This window comes from Pseudomonas wenzhouensis, from assembly GCF_021029445.1.
Lineage (GTDB): Bacteria > Pseudomonadota > Gammaproteobacteria > Pseudomonadales > Pseudomonadaceae > Aquipseudomonas > Aquipseudomonas wenzhouensis.
Map to the genome: position 1 here is coordinate 4,364,994 of NZ_CP072610.1, position 14,542 is coordinate 4,379,535.

Consider the following 14,542-nt stretch of genomic DNA (forward strand, 5'->3'; position numbering starts at 1 on the left):
TAACCTTGTTCAGGCCGACCCGAGGAGCCCGCATGTCCGCCTTCACCGCTACCGCCCCTGACCGTGTACTGGATCTTGGCGACCTGCTGCGTGAGCTGGTGGCCCAGGGCCGGGTCGAGCAGGACGTGGCCGAGCAGTGCCTGGCGATTCGCCGCAGCTCACTGAACAACACCCAACATCCGCTGGAGTTCCTCGCCGCACAGCAGGTCGACGACCTGACGCGCCCGGGCAAGAAGCTCGACCTGGAAACCCTTACCGTCTGGCTGGCCGACTTCGCCGGCCAACCCTACCTGCGCATCGATCCACTGAAGATCGACGTGCCGGCCATCACCCCGCTGATGTCCTACGCCTTCGCCCAGCGCCACAAGATTCTCGCCGTGGCGGTGGACAGCGAGAGCGTGACCATCGCCAGCAGCCAGCCACTGGTGCACAGCTGGGAAGCCAATCTGGTTCACGTGCTCAAGCGCCCGATCAGACGCGTGGTGGCCAATCCCAGCGATATCCAGCGCTTCACCACCGAGTTCTATCGCCTGGCGCGTTCGGTCAGCGGCGCCAATGCCACCGATCAAAAGGTCAGCGGGGTCGGCAACTTCGAGCAATTGCTCAGCCTCGGCGCCCAGGATCAGGAGCCGGACGCCAACGACGCGCACATCGTCAACATCGTCGACTGGCTGTTCCAGTACGCCTTCCAGCAACGCGCCAGCGATATCCACATCGAGCCACGTCGCGAGCAGGGCAGCGTACGCTTTCGCATCGACGGTGTGCTGCACACCGTCTACCAGTTCCCGGCACAGGTGACCATGGCGGTGGTCAGCCGCCTGAAGAACCTCGGGCGCATGAACATCGCCGAGAAACGCAAACCACAGGATGGCCGGGTCAAGACCAAGACGCCCGACGGCAACGAGGTCGAACTGCGCCTGTCGACGCTGCCCACTGCCTTCGGCGAGAAGATGGTGATGCGTATCTTCGACCCCGATGTGCTGCTGAAAAGCCCGGATCAGCTTGGCTTCTCTCCTGACGACCTGCGCCGCTGGGCCAGCATGACCAGCCAGCCCAACGGCATCATCCTGGTCACCGGCCCCACCGGCTCGGGCAAGACCACCACGCTCTACACCACGCTCAAGCAGCTGGCGACCGAGGAAGTGAACGTCTGCACCATCGAAGACCCGATCGAGATGATCGAGGGCGCCTTCAACCAAATGCAGGTGCAACACAACATCGACCTGAACTTCGCCAGCGGCGTGCGCGCGCTGATGCGCCAGGACCCGGACATCATCATGGTCGGTGAGATCCGCGACCTGGAAACCGCCGAAATGGCCATCCAGGCAGCGCTGACCGGCCACCTGGTACTGTCCACCCTGCACACCAACGATGCCCCCAGCGCCATCACCCGCCTGCTCGAACTCGGCGTGCCGCACTACCTGCTCAAGGCCACCCTCCTCGGCGTCATGGCACAGCGCCTGGTGCGTACCCTGTGCCCGCACTGCAAGGCGCCGGTGCAACTGGACGAGGACGCCTGGAATAGCCTGACCCGCCCCTGGAGCTCGCCACTGCCAACGCAGGCTCATCATGCCGTCGGCTGCCTGGAGTGCCGCGAAACCGGCTATCGTGGCCGTGCCGGTGTCTACGAAATCATGCTGATCAACGACGCCATCAAACCGCTGATCAACGCCGACACCGACCTCACCGCACTGCGCCGCGCCGCCTTCAAGGACGGTATGCGCAGCCTGCGCCTGTCCGGCGCACAAAAGGTCGCCGCCGGCCTGACCACCCTCGAGGAAGTGCTGCGCGTCACGCCACAAAGCGAGCAACGCTGAGGCGTGCGCAGCCCGCCAGCGGCGGGGGCCAGGCGGGCAAACACTGAGCCTCTTTGAGCTGCCTCACCAGCGCGGCAAGCACAAACCATTTCGATATGAACGGGTTCTCACCGCTCAACGGGCATGCGTCCACGCTGCGAAGGGGTCGGCGGCAACGGCCATGTGACTATGCTTAGATTGTTCGCTCTGGCACGCCACTGAACAACGTAGGCGAGACAGGCAAGACAAGGCAGGTAGTTGTTCAACAGCCTGCAAGCAAAGGAGTCCATGCAATGCATGTTGAAGGACGCGCAAGCAACACGCTCAGCCGGGGTCGTGCAGTACGTTCATGATCACCTATCTGCATAACCTGTCGTTCGAGCACTGGCTGGCCCTGGCTACCCTGCTGCTGATTTTCGAAGTGTTTGGTGCCGGCGGCTACCTGCTCTGGGTCGGCCTCATGGCTGTCGCTGTCGGCGCAGTGGTTTTCCTGCTTCCCGAGTTGCACTGGGCCTGGCAACTCATGCTGTTTGGCATGCTGGCGATACTGTCGGCATTGCTATGGCGGCGACACCAGCGCCGGACTGTCCGCTAGATAGACCACCAATGCGGGCAACCGGCCATCGCCTGCGAGGAACCATCGCTGGCCTGCATCACTCATAGGATCAGAGCCACCCCACAAGGAGTTCCATCATGCGTGTAACGCGTCATGCTGCACTGGTTTTCAGTGCCTGCCTGTTTGCCCAGACTGCCGCCGCCGATGGCCTACTGCGCGACATTCTGTCCTCCGGCGCCACCACGGCCTCGACCTACCTGACCTTCAAGGATCGCAAGCTGGTTGCAGCGGCCGAAGAAGACGCCAGCAGCTTCGTTGCCAGCAATGGCGAAATCCGCGGCCCGCACCTGGAGGCCGCGATGCAGCAGCTGCGTAGCGCCAACCCGCAACTGCAGGACGCCGACGATATGGCACTGGCCAGCGCCATTCTTGCCACGTCGGCAGGCCCTGGCGATAAAATGCCCGCACCATGAAAAAAGCCCGCATCATTCGATGCGGGCTTTTCGTGGCACTTCGGAGCGACTGACCTGGTCTGACGCACCGATAGATGCAGACCTTACATCAGCGGCAGGGTGTAGCTGACGATCAGACGGTTTTCGTCGATATCGTTGGCAAAGTTGGAACGCACAGATGCATTGCGCCAGCGAACACCCAGGTTCTTCAGCGCACCTTCCTGGAAGACGTACATCAGCTCGGTGTTGCGCTCCCACTCACGACCCTCGGAAAGGCCACGACCACGGTCGACGTTGTCGCCGGTCAGGTAGCGGGTCATGAAGGTCAGCCCCGGAATGCCGATGGAGGCGAAGTTGAAGTCATAACGTGCCTGGTAGGACTTCTCATCCTTGTTGGCGAAGTCGCCAATTTGCACGTAGTTGACCAGGAACGGGTCAGTGCCATTGATGTAGGCAAAACCGGTGTCACCGCTCATTTTCTGGTAGCCCAGGCCGAAGGCATGACCGTCCAGACCGTAGGTAACCATGGCACCGAAGGCCTTGTTATCGATGTTGCTACGGTTGCCATCGTCAGTGGAACGGGCATAGCGAACGTCGGTCTTCAGGCTCTGCTTGTCGCCCAGCGGCAGGACATGCACAACGTTGAAGGAGTGCTGTTTGTACAACTCGTCCAGGTTGGAGTAGTAGTAGCCAGCGCTCAGATCCTTGGTCAGCTTGTAGGTGCCGCCAATGAAGTCGAAGGAATCAGTGGTGGAGCCACCACGAAGATTTATACCGCGCGTCCCGACGCTTCCTGTCCGGCTATTGAAGCTATTGGTGATGCCAATATCTTCATAATCATTAGAGTTACGGTTATTGACCTCACGAACGTGAGCCGCTTCCAGCATCAGGCCGTCGATTTCCTGGGAAACGACGTGCCCTGCTTCAAAGACCTGCGGCAGCAGACGGCTGTCACTGGAGCCGATGGCAGCGTTCTTGAACTGCATCTGGCCAACACGCAGGGTGCTGTTGGAAACCTTGGCTTTGGCCGCTACAGCCAGACCGGAGTAGTTATCCTGGGAGCCACCCGAGGAGTTATCTGGAACCAGCAAACCACTACCAGCAGTGCCGTCGCCAGAATCCAGCTTGAAGCCGAACATGCCGATGGCATCAGCACCAAAGCCCACGGTGCCTTCGGTAAAGCCGGAGTTCATGCGCAGAATGAAGCCCTGAGCCCACTCTTCCTGCTTGGACTGAGCCTGCGCCGGAACTTCACTATTGCCTTGGCGAAAATCACGGTTGAAGTAGAAGTTACGGGCTTCCAGGCTGACTTTGGTATCGCCGACCAGGTCGGCGAAGGCCACTTGGCTCAGGCCCAGGGTGCTGGCGGCTACGGCCAGTGCCAGGGAGGTCTTTCTCATTATGTTTCTCTCCAGTGTGTTTAAGGTGACGCATCGCCCGGCGCAGACTTCGGCACGAAGAGGCAGGCCGGGGCGAATGGGGCATACGCCATCGCGAGCCAGGACACGGCTTAAACCGGGCTCGGATGAAGTGCGTAAAAACTCAGGAAGAACGGAACAACGGCGAACGCAGCGAAGCGACCGAAATAGGGCGGGCAGAGTTATGCATGGTGGATACTCTCTCGTCGTTGTTGTTTTGCGCCGACATCCTGCGGCATCTGGCTGGGCTTATGCAGATAGCGCGCCAGCTACTTCACGCAAACGCGCGAGGCTTCTAGAACAGTAGGTTACAGTTTTTCTGCAGATCAGTGGCCCGCCGATGACGACTATCAGTCGGCAATTTTTCGCCCATGACAACTGCGTCTCAGGCGGAAAACCGCCACGTCACACCAGGACTATCTGGTTCTTGCCTTGACGCTTGGCCGTGTACATGGCGGCATCGGCGCGTGCATAGAGCGCATCGAGGCTGGCGTCCGTCGCACGCATCACGGTCAGCCCCTGACTGACCGTGATGCCGAAGTGCCTGCCCTCATGCTGGAAGCCGAGGCGCTGCACCTCACGCTGCAGCCGCTCTGCAATCTGCAGGGCTACATCCTGCTCACAGCCAGGAAACAGCGCCGCGAACTCCTCACCGCCAATACGCCCGAACAGGTCGCCACGGCGCAGTGCATGGCTGCCGCACTGAGCCAGGCGCTGCAAGACCTGATCACCGACCTGATGGCCGTACTGATCATTGATTTTCTTGAAATCGTCGAGATCGAGCAGCAGGAAAGCCAGCGGGCTGCCGAACTGGCGCGCCTGTTCGAACTCACTGCGGGCACATTCGAAGAAATGCCGGCGATTGCTGCTCTGAGTCAGCACATCGGTGGTGGCCAGGCGATGCAGCTCGCCTTCCAGACGCTTTTTCTCGGTGATGTCTTCGGCAATACCAACAATCACGCAGCCCTGCTCGGTGCTTCCCATGCGGGGGCTGACGAAACATTTGTCGCTGAGCCAGCGCAGCTGACCATCGGCACGAATGATGCGGTACTCGCGAGACTCCACGGCGCCGGTTTCCAGAACCTTGGCCATGCTTTCAGCGGCATAGTCGAGGTCATCGGGGTAGATGCTGTTACGCCACTCGCCATAATCGGCCAGCAGCAAGGCCGCGGAGCGACCGAAGATGCGTTCATAGGCCGGGCTGACATAGATCATCCGCTGCTCGTGCCAGTCGAAGGCCCAGAGCACCGCATTGACGCTGTCAAGCAGGCTGCTGAACAGTTGCTCACGCTCGCCCAGGCGCTCCACTTCGGCCCGACTGTGCAGCAGGGCCAGGGTCAGCGCCTCCAACTCGGAAACAGCCTTGCCTTGATCATCCATTACAGCTGCCACCCCGTCCCTCGTCTTTCATGAAAATGAGCCTAGTGCGAGCGCTTGGACAAACAAAAAGGCCCGCCAGTTCGGCGGGCCCAGGCAGGCAGACGAGCGGCTATCAGGCCGTAGCGCCGGCCGGACGCAGCGAGTAGGTCTTGAGCTGCTCGGCAAAATCACGCAGCGACTGGATGCCGCTGGCCTCGGCCTCATGCACCCACTGCTTCATGGCTTCGAGCATGTCATGACCATTGCTGCTGGTCTTGACCCAGATCTGCTGCAGCGCCAGACGTTTCTCGTAGATCACCTTGAGTGCCTGGCTTTGCGCCAGCATGTCGGCAATGCGCGCCTGGTGCTGCTCATCCAGCAGGCTCGGCTCACGCGAGAGCAGGCGCTTGGCACGACGGAACAGGTGACGCACGGACGCGTCCGCCTTGGCCATTTCCTGCTTGACCAGCGGCGCGATCACCAGCTTGCGGTACTGCGCCATGATCTGAAAGCGGTTGTTGAGGATGGCCATGGCAGTGTCCATGTCCAGATTGCGCTTGCCTTCGACGCGATGGGCGATGGGCGCTACACGCTGCACCTGAGCCAGGCCGAGAAAGCTGAACAGCTTGATCCAGGCCCAGCCCATGTCGAACTCCCACTTCTTCACCGACAGCTTGGCGCTGTTGGGGTAGGTGTGGTGGTTGTTGTGCAGTTCTTCACCGCCGATCAGGATGCCCCAGGGCACCAGATTGGTGGCAGCGTCGCGGCATTCGAAGTTGCGGTAGCCGACAGCATGGCCAAGACCGTTGATGACGCCCGCGGCCCATACCGGAATCCACATCATCTGGATCGCCCAGACGGTCATGCCGAGCACACCGAACAGGGCCAGATCGATGATCGCCATCAGGGTCACACCGCCAATCGGGTAGCAGCTGTAGACATTGCGCTCGATCCAGTCGTCCGGGCAGTTCTTGCCGTAGATGCGCAACGTCTCCTGATTCTTCGCCTCTTCCTGATAGAGTTCTGCGCCCTTGCGCAGCACAGTGCCCAACCCCTTGATGACCGGGCTGTGCGGGTCATCGACGGTTTCGCACTTGGCGTGATGCTTGCGGTGGATGGCCGTCCACTCACGGGTGTTCTGGCCGGTGGTCAACCACAGCCAGAAGCGGAAGAAATGCTTGAGTGCAGGATGCAGCTCCAGCGCACGGTGCGCGGAGTAGCGGTGCAGGTAGACGGTGACGCTGACGATGGTGACATGCGTCATTAGCAGAGTGACTGCCACCAATTGCCAGACCGACAGGTCGAGTAAACCGTTGTACCACATGAGTGCCGTTGCCTCTTGATAGGTGTAAGCAGTTTGTCCTACAAGGACGAAACTTATTGCATTATCCCCGAGCCATGTCAGAAAACCAGTTGGTCTTTTAGATAAGAATGTTTCGGCCTGGTCTGCCACCACCACGGCCAGCCCACAATTCAGGAACGACATTGCTCGCCATGCACATCGACCGAACCGCCCTGCGCCTGACCCTGGCCTACCTGCTGGCTGCCTTGCTCTGGGTGCTTCTCAGCGACCACCTGCTCGACCTGCTCGCCCCCGCCCAATACAAATCCCTGCAGTCGTTCAAGGGCCTGTTCTTCGTATGCCTCAGCGCCATCCTGCTCTACGCCATCCTGCAGCGGCACGCCGTGCACTATCGCCGCGCCCAGCAGACGCTGGCCGCCAGCGAAGAGCGCCTGCGCCTGGCACTGGACGCAACCCGTGACGGCCTGTGGGACCTGGACATGGCCACCCAGCGCGTTTTCTACTCGGACAGCTACAGTGCCCTGCTCGGCCTCGACAAAGCCGCGCTTGGCGATACCCGCGAGCAATGGGCCCAGTACCTGCACCCCGATGACCGCGAGCGCGTCATGCAGAAGATCGAGATCAACCTGCAACGTAGCGACTACCAGAACACCTACCGCATGCGCCACGCCGATGGCAGTTATCGCTGGATTCAGTCACGCGGCCGCCTGCTCTGTGACATCGATGGCAAGCCGATGCGCTTCATTGGCATCGCCAGTGACATCACCCGGCAACGCGCCCTCGATGACAGCCTGCGCCAGGCCGCAGCCGTCTTCGATGCGACCCAGGAAGGCGTCTTGGTCACCGATGCCGAGCAGCGCATCGTTCACGTCAACCCGGCCTTCAGCCGCATCACCGGCTACAACAGCGAGGAAATTCTCGGCCAGCGCCCCACCCTGCTCAAATCCGGGCGTCACGACGCGGCCTTCTACCACAGCCTGTGGCATGCCCTGGAGAGCCGCGGCGCCTGGAGTGGCGAGGTGTGGAACCGACGCAAGAGCGGCGAAATCTACCCGCAGTGGCAATGCATCCGCATGATCCATGACGAACAGGGCAACATCAGCCATTACGTGGCGGTGTTCTCCGACATCACCGCGCTCAAGCGTTCGCAGCGCGAGCTGGACTACCTGGCCCACCATGACCCGCTGAGCAACCTGCCCAACCGCCTGCTGTTCACCGAGCGCGTTGCCCATGCCCTGGAACGCAGCCACAACGAAGAACTGCAGGGTGCGGTACTGCTGATCGACCTCGACCACTTCAAGCACATCAACGAAAGCCTCGGCCACAACGTCGGCGATCTGCTGCTCAAGGGCGTTGGCGAGCGCCTGCAGGACGATCTGCCTGCCGGCTGCACCCTGGCCCGGCTGGGCGGTGACGAATTCGGCCTGCTCAGCGAAAACTGCACGGAAGCCGCCCAGGCTGCCGACCTGGCGCAGCGTCTGCTGCGCAGCCTGGACGCGCCCTTTCGCCTCGACGGTCATGAACTCTACATCGGCGCCAGCATCGGCATCAGCCTGTTCCCCGACGATGGGGATAGCGTCGAGCAGATCCTGCGCAATGCCGATTCGGCGCTGTTCAAGGCCAAGAGCAGCGGCCGCGAAGGCTATGCCTTCTATATTCAGGAACTGACCGATTACGCCCGCCAGCGCGTGGAGCTGGCCAGCAGCCTGCGCCACGCCCTCGACAACGAGGAACTGCGCGTTTACTACCAACCACTACACGACCTGCGCGACGGCCGCCAGGTGGGCATGGAGGCGCTGGTACGCTGGCAGCACCCACAGCGCGGGCTGATTGCGCCTGGCGAATTCATCCCGATTGCCGAAGATAACGGCATGATCGGCGCCATCGACGCCTGGGTGTTGGAGCAGGCCTGTCGCCAGATGGTGCGCTGGAACGCCGAAGGCAGCACGCTCAGCTTCGTCGCAGTGAACGTCTCCAGCCGCCTGTTCAGCCGAGGCGAGCTGGACCAGAAAGTTGCCGGCGTGCTGGCTGCCACCGGCCTGCTACCCGAGCAGCTGGAGCTGGAAGTAACCGAGAGCGCGATCATGGAAGACCCTGATGCAGCCCTGAAACTGCTCACCAGCCTGCGCGCCCTGGGCGTGCGCCTGGCCATCGACGACTTCGGCACCGGTTATAGCTCGCTGGCGCGGTTGAAACGCCTGCCGGTAGACAAGCTCAAGCTCGATCAGAGTTTCGTGCGCGGCCTGCCCGATGATCCCGAGGACGCCGCCATCGCCCGCGCGGTGATCGCGCTGGGCAAGAGCCTGGGCCTCAAGGTGCTGGCCGAAGGTATCGAGCAACCCGAGCAGGCCGACTTCCTGCGCGGACTGGGGTGCAACTATGGCCAGGGCTACCATTTCGGTCGGCCACAGCCAGTAGGCGCTATATGCGCCGACATCAGCTCGCCCGACGAGGCCGGAAAAAACCAGCCCACTGCCTGATGCCTGTCAGACGCTGCGATGCGCACAAGCGGCGCCCGCGGCGCAATCAGGACGATGCACCAGTGAAGGAAGAGAGCTGCGCAAGGCCGCCCTGGCGACCTTATCTGCCCGGTTTGCACCCGCTACCGACACCAGATGAACCCGTGCAGTACGCTCACACGGGGCTGCGCTCGGCTTACGCCTCGGCGCGCTGCATCAGCTGGCGCTGACGCCACTCCATGAAGGTCTTGAGGAACAGCGTGAGCAGCGCCATGCACGCCAGCAGACCGGCGGCGGTAAAGGCCGCTGCCGGCTTGTAGTCGTTGTTGAGCTGGTCGACTAGCAGCGGCAACGTCAGGGTCTGGTTGATGATGGTGCCGGAGACCACCGACACCGCACCAAACTCACCGACCGCACGGGCGTTGGTCACCACCACGCCATACAGCAACGCCCACTTGATCTTCGGCAGGCTGATACGCCGGAAAATCTGCCAGCCGCTGGCCCCCAGGCACATGGCGGCGGCCTCCTCGTCCTGCCCCTGGGCCTGCATGACCGGAATCAGGATGCGCGCCACGTAAGGGGCGGTGACGAACACCGTGACCATGACGATGCCCGGCCAGGCAAACATCAGCTGCATGCCGTTATCGTAGAACCAGCGCCCGACGAAGCTCTCCAGGCCGTAGACCACCAGGTAGCAGAGACCGGCGACCACCGGCGACACCGCATAGGGAATGTCGATCAGCGTGGTCAGCAGCTTGCGCCCGCGAAAGTCGTAGTGGGTCACGCACCAGGCCAGGCAGATGCCGAAGCACAGGTTCAGCGGCACGGTGATCGCCGCCACCAGCAGCGTCAGGCCGATGGCGTGGAGCATGTAGTCCTCGCCGAGGTTGCTCCACAGCAGATCCAGCCCGCCGGCCAGCGCCTTGGTGAAGATCAGCGCCAGCGGCACCAGCAACATCAACGTGACGACCATCAGGCCGAGCACTACCAGCGCCCACTGGCGCCAATCCTGAGGTTTTTTCATCGACCTTGCCGTTGCCATGCGAACAGACGCCCCTGCACGACCTGCAGGAGGAACAGAAGAGCCAGCGACGCAAGCAGAATCACCGAAGCGATGGCCGCCGCCGCCGGGTAATTGAACTCCTGCAGACGGACGAAGATCATCAGCGAGCTGACTTCCGTCTGGTAGGGAATGTTGCCGGCGATCATGATCACCGCGCCGAACTCACCGAGGCTGCGCACGAATGCCTGCGAACCGCCGGTGACCAGCGCCGGGGTCAGGGTCGGCAGGATCACCTTGCGAAAGGTCTGCATGCGGCTGGCACCCAATGTGCGCGCGGCCTCTTCGTATTCCGAACCGAGGTCCTGCAGCACCGGCTGTACCGTGCGCACCACGAAGGGAATGCTGGTGAACACCATCGCCACCACGATACCGGCGTAGGCGTAAGCCACCTTGAAGCCCAGCCACTGGCCGATCCAGCCATTGGGCACGAGCAGCGCGGCGAGGGTCAGGCCGGCGACCGAGGTGGGCAGGGCAAAGGGCAGATCGACCAGCGCATCAACGATGCGCCGACCAGGAAAATCGTAACGGGTGATGATCCAGGCCAGCAGCAGGCCGATCACCAGTACCGCCAGAGTCGAGTAGAACGCCGCGGAGATGGTCACCTTGTAGGTCTGCACCACGCGCGGATCGCTGATGGCGAACCAGTATTGCGCCCAGCTCATGTCGCTGACGTACAACAGCAGCGCCGACAGCGGCAGCAGGATCACCAGCGACAGGTACAGCACGCTGACGCCGAAGCTCAGGCCGAAGCCAGGCAGCAGCGGAGTCTGCAGGAAGAACAGCGTTGGTTTACTCACGAAAAAGCTCGGCTCTACAAATGCAGTTGGCCGCCAATAGGGCGGCCAACGAACCTGAAAATCGGCTATCCAGGGCGAGTATCAACGGCCCTCAGCCAAGAGTTGGTCAAGAATACCACCGTTGTCGAAATGCTTGGCGGTGATCTCGTCCCAGGTGCCCAGTACCTCGGTCGGGTTGATCAGGCGCACCGGAGCGAACTGCGCCTTGGTCGCCTCGACCACTTCCGGGTTGTGCACACGGTAGTTGTAGCGGGTCAGCAGTTGCTGGATGTCCTTGCTGTACTGGAAGTCGAGGAAGGCCTTGGCCTGCTCGCGAGTACCGCGCTCGTCAGCCACCTTGTCGACGATGGCCACCGGGAACTCGGCCAGTACGCTGACCTCCGGCACCACGATTTCCAGGTTGGCGGATTTGAACTCGTCACCCTTGGCGATGTTGATCACTTCCGACTCGAAGGTCAGCAGCACGTCGCCCTGGCCGTTCTGAGCGAAGGCTACGGTGGCGCCACGGCCGCCGGTGGGGAAGTTCTCGACGTTCTTCAGCAGCTTGCCGACGAAGGCCTTGACCTTCTCCTGGTCACCGTTGAATTTCTCGTTGGCGAACAGCCAGGCGCCCAGGTAGCTGTAGCGGGCGTTGCCGGAGGTCTTGGGGTTGGGGAATACCAGTTTCACGTCATCGCGAATCAGGTCATCCCAGCTCTTGATGTTCTTCGGGTTGCCTTCGCGCACCAGGAAGGCGGTGGTGCTGTAGTACGGCGAGCTGTTGTTGGGGAACTGCTCGGCCCAGTCCTCGCGCAGCAGCTTGCGCTTGGCCAGGATGTCCACGTCGGTCACCTGGTTGAAGGTGACCACGTCGACCTTCTTGCCCTGAATGATGTCCTGCGCCTGGCGCGAAGTACCGGCGAAGGACTGGATGATCTTCACTTCCTTGCCGCTCTGCTGCTTCCAGTGCTCGACGAACAGCGGGTTGATCTCGCCGAACAGCTCGCGGGCGATGTCGTAGGAGGCGTTGTGGAATGGCGTATCGGCCGCAGCATGGCTCAGCGAGCCAGTCAGCAGGGTGGCACTGGCCACGGTGGCCAGAACGATCTTCTTCAGCATCTATGGCGTCCTTCTTATCGCGAGAGGAACCTGCAGGCAGGCTATTTGATGGCGTGATTCTGCAGAAAAAACATATAGCTGAAAAATATCTTTTTCTTTTCTTCTTATAACCAGGCTCTGATCGTTCCTCACGCTCCGCGTGGGAATGCATCCAGAGACGCTCCGCGTCAGATGCTGGTGCAGCATCAGAGCGGCCAGGCTTGGACTCCCACGCTGACGCGAGGGAGCCATCGGCTGCTGATCAGAGTTTGGCGATGGACACCTCGGTGGATTTGACGAAGGCGATCACCTCGCTGCCCACCTGCAGTTCCAGCTCGCGCACGGAACGGGTGGTGATCACCGACGTGACGATGCCGGCAGCGGTCTGCACGTCGATTTCCGAGAGCACGTCGCCGATGACGATTTCCTTGATGTTGCCCTTGAACTGGTTACGCACGTTGATGGCTTTGATGGTCATGGTGTTTCTCCTGATGGTTCACTGATGTAGCCCGGATGCAATCCGGGAAATTCTTCAGCCGCCCCGGATTGCCTCCGGGCTACGGCGTCACAGCGCCCAACGCAATTGCGTGGGCAGGGGTGATACGGGTTCCGGGGGCGTCGGCAATTGCGGCTGCGCCAGCACCCGGTCGAGCACGCGCGCTTCCAGTGCCGCCAGCAACGGCGAGCCATGTGGGCGTGGGCGTACCAGTTGCACATCGAGGTCGAGGCCGATCTGGCCGTCCTCGATCAGGATCACCCGATCGGCCACGGCGACCGCTTCGGCCACGTCGTGGGTCACCAGCAGCACGGTGAAGCCATGCTGCTGCCACAGGCGTTCGATCAGTTGCTGCATCTCGATGCGGGTCAAGGCATCCAGTGCACCCAGCGGCTCGTCGAGCAGCAGCAGGCGCGGCCGGTGGATCAGCGCCCGGGCCAGGGCCACGCGCTGCTTCTGCCCGCCGGACAGGGCTGCCGGCCATTCACCTGCGCGATCAGCCAGGCCGACCGCAGCCAGGGCTTCCTCGGCCTGCTGGCGCCAGTTGCCGGAAAGGCCCAGGCCGACGTTGTCGATCACCCGCTTCCAGGGCAGTAGCCGCGAGTCCTGGAACATCAGGCGAATGTCCTCACGCACCGCGTTGAGCGAGCCACTGCCGGCCAGCAACTGACCGCCGCTGGGTTGATCCAACCCGGCCAGCAGACGCAGCAAGGTGCTCTTGCCGCAGCCACTGCGGCCGACCACGGCGACGAACTGGCCGGCCGGGATATGCAGGTCGATGCCCTTGAGCACCTGGCGCTCGCCGAAGGACTTCTCGATGTTCTCGATCGCCAGGGGAATGCCCTGACGAATGTTATGCAGCGCTGTCATTGGCCACCTGCCTTGGCCTGATAGGCCGGGTGCCAGCGCAGCCACACACGTTCGAGGCCACGGGCAGCGACGTCGGCCAGCTTGCCGAGCACCGCGTAGAGCAGGATCGCCAGCACCACCACGTCGGTCTGCAGGAACTCACGGGCATTCATCGCCAGGTAGCCGATGCCGCTGCTGGCCGAGATGGTTTCGGCCACGATCAGCGTCAGCCACATGAAGCCGAGGGCGAAACGCACACCGACCAGGATCGACGGCAATGCGCCGGGCAGGATCACCTGACGGAACAGCGCGAAGCCGGACAGGCCATAGCTGCGCGCCATCTCCACCAGCGCCGGGTCGACGTTACGGATGCCGTGGTAGGTATTGAGGTAGATCGGGAACAGCGTGCCGAGCGCGACCAGGAACACCTTGGCCGCCTCGTCGATGCCGAACCAGAGGATCACCAGCGGGATCAGCGCCAGGTGCGGCACGTTGCGGATCATCTGCACCGAACTGTCGAGAAAGCGCTCGCCCCATTTCGACAGGCCGGTGATAAAGCCCAGCAGCAGGCCGATACCACCGCCGATGGCGAAGCCGATCCCGGCGCGCTGGCCACTGATCGCCAGATGCTGCCAGATTTCGCCGGAGGCCAGCAGTTGCCAGCCGGCGGCGAGCACGGCGCTGGGCGCCGGCAGGATACGGCTGGACAGCCAGCCACTGACCACCGCCAGTTGCCAGGCGGCCAGCAGCCCCAGCGGCAAGGCCCAGGGCGCGGCGCGCAGGGCCAGTGTGTGAAGGGTCGTGTTGCTCATGATTGCCTCGAAGAATTCTGTGTCTCTGTCCCCGGATTGCATCCGGGCTACGGCGCTGGATGTAGCCCGGATGCAATCCGGGAAAGTCGTGCGCCTGCCCCCTCT

General features: G+C 62.2%; 13 protein-coding genes. 4 read left to right on the forward strand and 9 right to left on the reverse strand.

The genetic code is table 11. From position 1 onward, the window contains the following. Window positions 1-32: 32 nt before the first annotated feature. The 3 genes from tfpB (at window position 33) to J7655_RS20370 (ending at window position 2,825) form a co-directional block, all read left to right on the forward strand. A complete protein-coding gene (gene tfpB / locus J7655_RS20360; protein ID WP_230925960.1) occupies window positions 33-1,817 on the forward strand; it encodes a type IV pilus assembly ATPase TfpB in 1,785 nt (594 codons plus the stop codon). Window positions 1,818-2,145: 328 nt separating this feature from the next. Continuing rightward, window positions 2,146-2,391 (forward strand): NfeD family protein, encoded by a 246-nt coding sequence (locus J7655_RS20365; protein ID WP_147809896.1) that lies wholly within the window; start codon window positions 2,146-2,148, stop codon window positions 2,389-2,391. 98 nt (window positions 2,392-2,489) lie between these two features. Continuing rightward, window positions 2,490-2,825, forward strand: a complete 336-nt coding sequence (locus J7655_RS20370; protein ID WP_230925961.1) for a DUF2388 domain-containing protein — start codon at window positions 2,490-2,492, stop codon at window positions 2,823-2,825. A gap of 83 nt (window positions 2,826-2,908) precedes the next feature. Here J7655_RS20370 and J7655_RS20375 read toward each other — a convergent pair whose 3' ends face one another. The 3 genes from J7655_RS20375 to desA form a co-directional block, all read right to left on the reverse strand. After that, the gene (locus tag J7655_RS20375) at window positions 2,909-4,204 is read right to left on the reverse strand and encodes an OprD family porin (protein WP_230925962.1); all 1,296 of its coding nucleotides are present in this window, start codon (window positions 4,202-4,204) and stop codon (window positions 2,909-2,911) included. A 423-nt stretch (window positions 4,205-4,627) separates the two neighbouring features. Next, a complete protein-coding gene (locus J7655_RS20380) occupies window positions 4,628-5,602 on the reverse strand; it encodes a GGDEF domain-containing protein (RefSeq protein WP_230925963.1) in 975 nt (324 codons plus the stop codon). 112 nt (window positions 5,603-5,714) lie between these two features. Then, complete coding sequence (desA, locus tag J7655_RS20385) at window positions 5,715-6,905, reverse strand: delta-9 fatty acid desaturase DesA (RefSeq protein WP_230925964.1); 1,191 nt, start codon at window positions 6,903-6,905, stop codon at window positions 5,715-5,717. Window positions 6,906-7,075: 170 nt separating this feature from the next. Between desA and dibA the strand changes: the two genes are divergently transcribed. Next, window positions 7,076-9,364: a phosphodiesterase DibA gene (gene dibA, locus J7655_RS20390; RefSeq protein WP_230925965.1), complete on the forward strand. Its 2,289-nt coding sequence runs from the start codon at window positions 7,076-7,078 to the stop codon at window positions 9,362-9,364. Window positions 9,365-9,539: 175 nt separating this feature from the next. Here dibA and cysW read toward each other — a convergent pair whose 3' ends face one another. The 6 genes from cysW to ssuC form a co-directional block, all read right to left on the reverse strand. Continuing rightward, window positions 9,540-10,367: a sulfate ABC transporter permease subunit CysW gene (cysW, locus tag J7655_RS20395; RefSeq protein WP_104727130.1), complete on the reverse strand. Its 828-nt coding sequence runs from the start codon at window positions 10,365-10,367 to the stop codon at window positions 9,540-9,542. Continuing rightward, entirely contained in the window at window positions 10,364-11,203 is an 840-nt protein-coding gene (gene cysT, locus J7655_RS20400; RefSeq protein ID WP_230925966.1) for a sulfate ABC transporter permease subunit CysT, read from the reverse strand. The genes cysW and cysT overlap by 4 nt, the downstream gene beginning before the upstream one ends. Window positions 11,204-11,284: 81 nt before the next feature. Then, on the reverse strand, window positions 11,285-12,301 hold the full coding sequence (gene cysP / locus J7655_RS20405; RefSeq protein ID WP_230925967.1) for a thiosulfate ABC transporter substrate-binding protein CysP: 1,017 nt from the start codon (window positions 12,299-12,301) through the stop codon (window positions 11,285-11,287). Window positions 12,302-12,542: 241 nt separating this feature from the next. Beyond that, window positions 12,543-12,758 (reverse strand): TOBE domain-containing protein, encoded by a 216-nt coding sequence (locus J7655_RS20410; protein WP_003464423.1) that lies wholly within the window; start codon window positions 12,756-12,758, stop codon window positions 12,543-12,545. A gap of 87 nt (window positions 12,759-12,845) precedes the next feature. Beyond that, window positions 12,846-13,646 (reverse strand): aliphatic sulfonates ABC transporter ATP-binding protein, encoded by an 801-nt coding sequence (gene ssuB, locus J7655_RS20415; protein ID WP_230925968.1) that lies wholly within the window; start codon window positions 13,644-13,646, stop codon window positions 12,846-12,848. Beyond that, window positions 13,643-14,437 carry an aliphatic sulfonate ABC transporter permease SsuC gene (gene ssuC, locus J7655_RS20420; protein ID WP_230925969.1) on the reverse strand — a complete coding sequence of 265 codons (795 nt, stop codon included), beginning with the start codon at window positions 14,435-14,437 and terminating at the stop codon, window positions 13,643-13,645. Before ssuC ends, ssuB begins: the two co-directional genes overlap by 4 nt. Window positions 14,438-14,542: the final 105 nt, after the last annotated feature.

What these genes read in the sequence shown, in the direction of transcription:
- tfpB (WP_230925960.1), top strand. Translation starts at nt 33, where the DNA reads ATGTCCGCCTTCACCGCTACCGCCCCTGACCGTGTACTGGATCTTGGC.
- J7655_RS20375 (WP_230925962.1), bottom strand. Translation starts at nt 4,204, where the DNA reads ATGAGAAAGACCTCCCTGGCACTGGCCGTAGCCGCCAGCACCCTGGGC.
- cysW (WP_104727130.1), bottom strand. Translation starts at nt 10,367, where the DNA reads ATGAAAAAACCTCAGGATTGGCGCCAGTGGGCGCTGGTAGTGCTCGGC.
- J7655_RS20370 (WP_230925961.1), top strand. Translation starts at nt 2,490, where the DNA reads ATGCGTGTAACGCGTCATGCTGCACTGGTTTTCAGTGCCTGCCTGTTT.
- J7655_RS20365 (WP_147809896.1), top strand. Translation starts at nt 2,146, where the DNA reads ATGATCACCTATCTGCATAACCTGTCGTTCGAGCACTGGCTGGCCCTG.
- cysP (WP_230925967.1), bottom strand. Translation starts at nt 12,301, where the DNA reads ATGCTGAAGAAGATCGTTCTGGCCACCGTGGCCAGTGCCACCCTGCTG.
- ssuC (WP_230925969.1), bottom strand. Translation starts at nt 14,437, where the DNA reads ATGAGCAACACGACCCTTCACACACTGGCCCTGCGCGCCGCGCCCTGG.
- ssuB (WP_230925968.1), bottom strand. Translation starts at nt 13,646, where the DNA reads ATGACAGCGCTGCATAACATTCGTCAGGGCATTCCCCTGGCGATCGAG.
- desA (WP_230925964.1), bottom strand. Translation starts at nt 6,905, where the DNA reads ATGTGGTACAACGGTTTACTCGACCTGTCGGTCTGGCAATTGGTGGCA.
- J7655_RS20380 (WP_230925963.1), bottom strand. Translation starts at nt 5,602, where the DNA reads ATGGATGATCAAGGCAAGGCTGTTTCCGAGTTGGAGGCGCTGACCCTG.
- dibA (WP_230925965.1), top strand. Translation starts at nt 7,076, where the DNA reads ATGCACATCGACCGAACCGCCCTGCGCCTGACCCTGGCCTACCTGCTG.
- J7655_RS20410 (WP_003464423.1), bottom strand. Translation starts at nt 12,758, where the DNA reads ATGACCATCAAAGCCATCAACGTGCGTAACCAGTTCAAGGGCAACATC.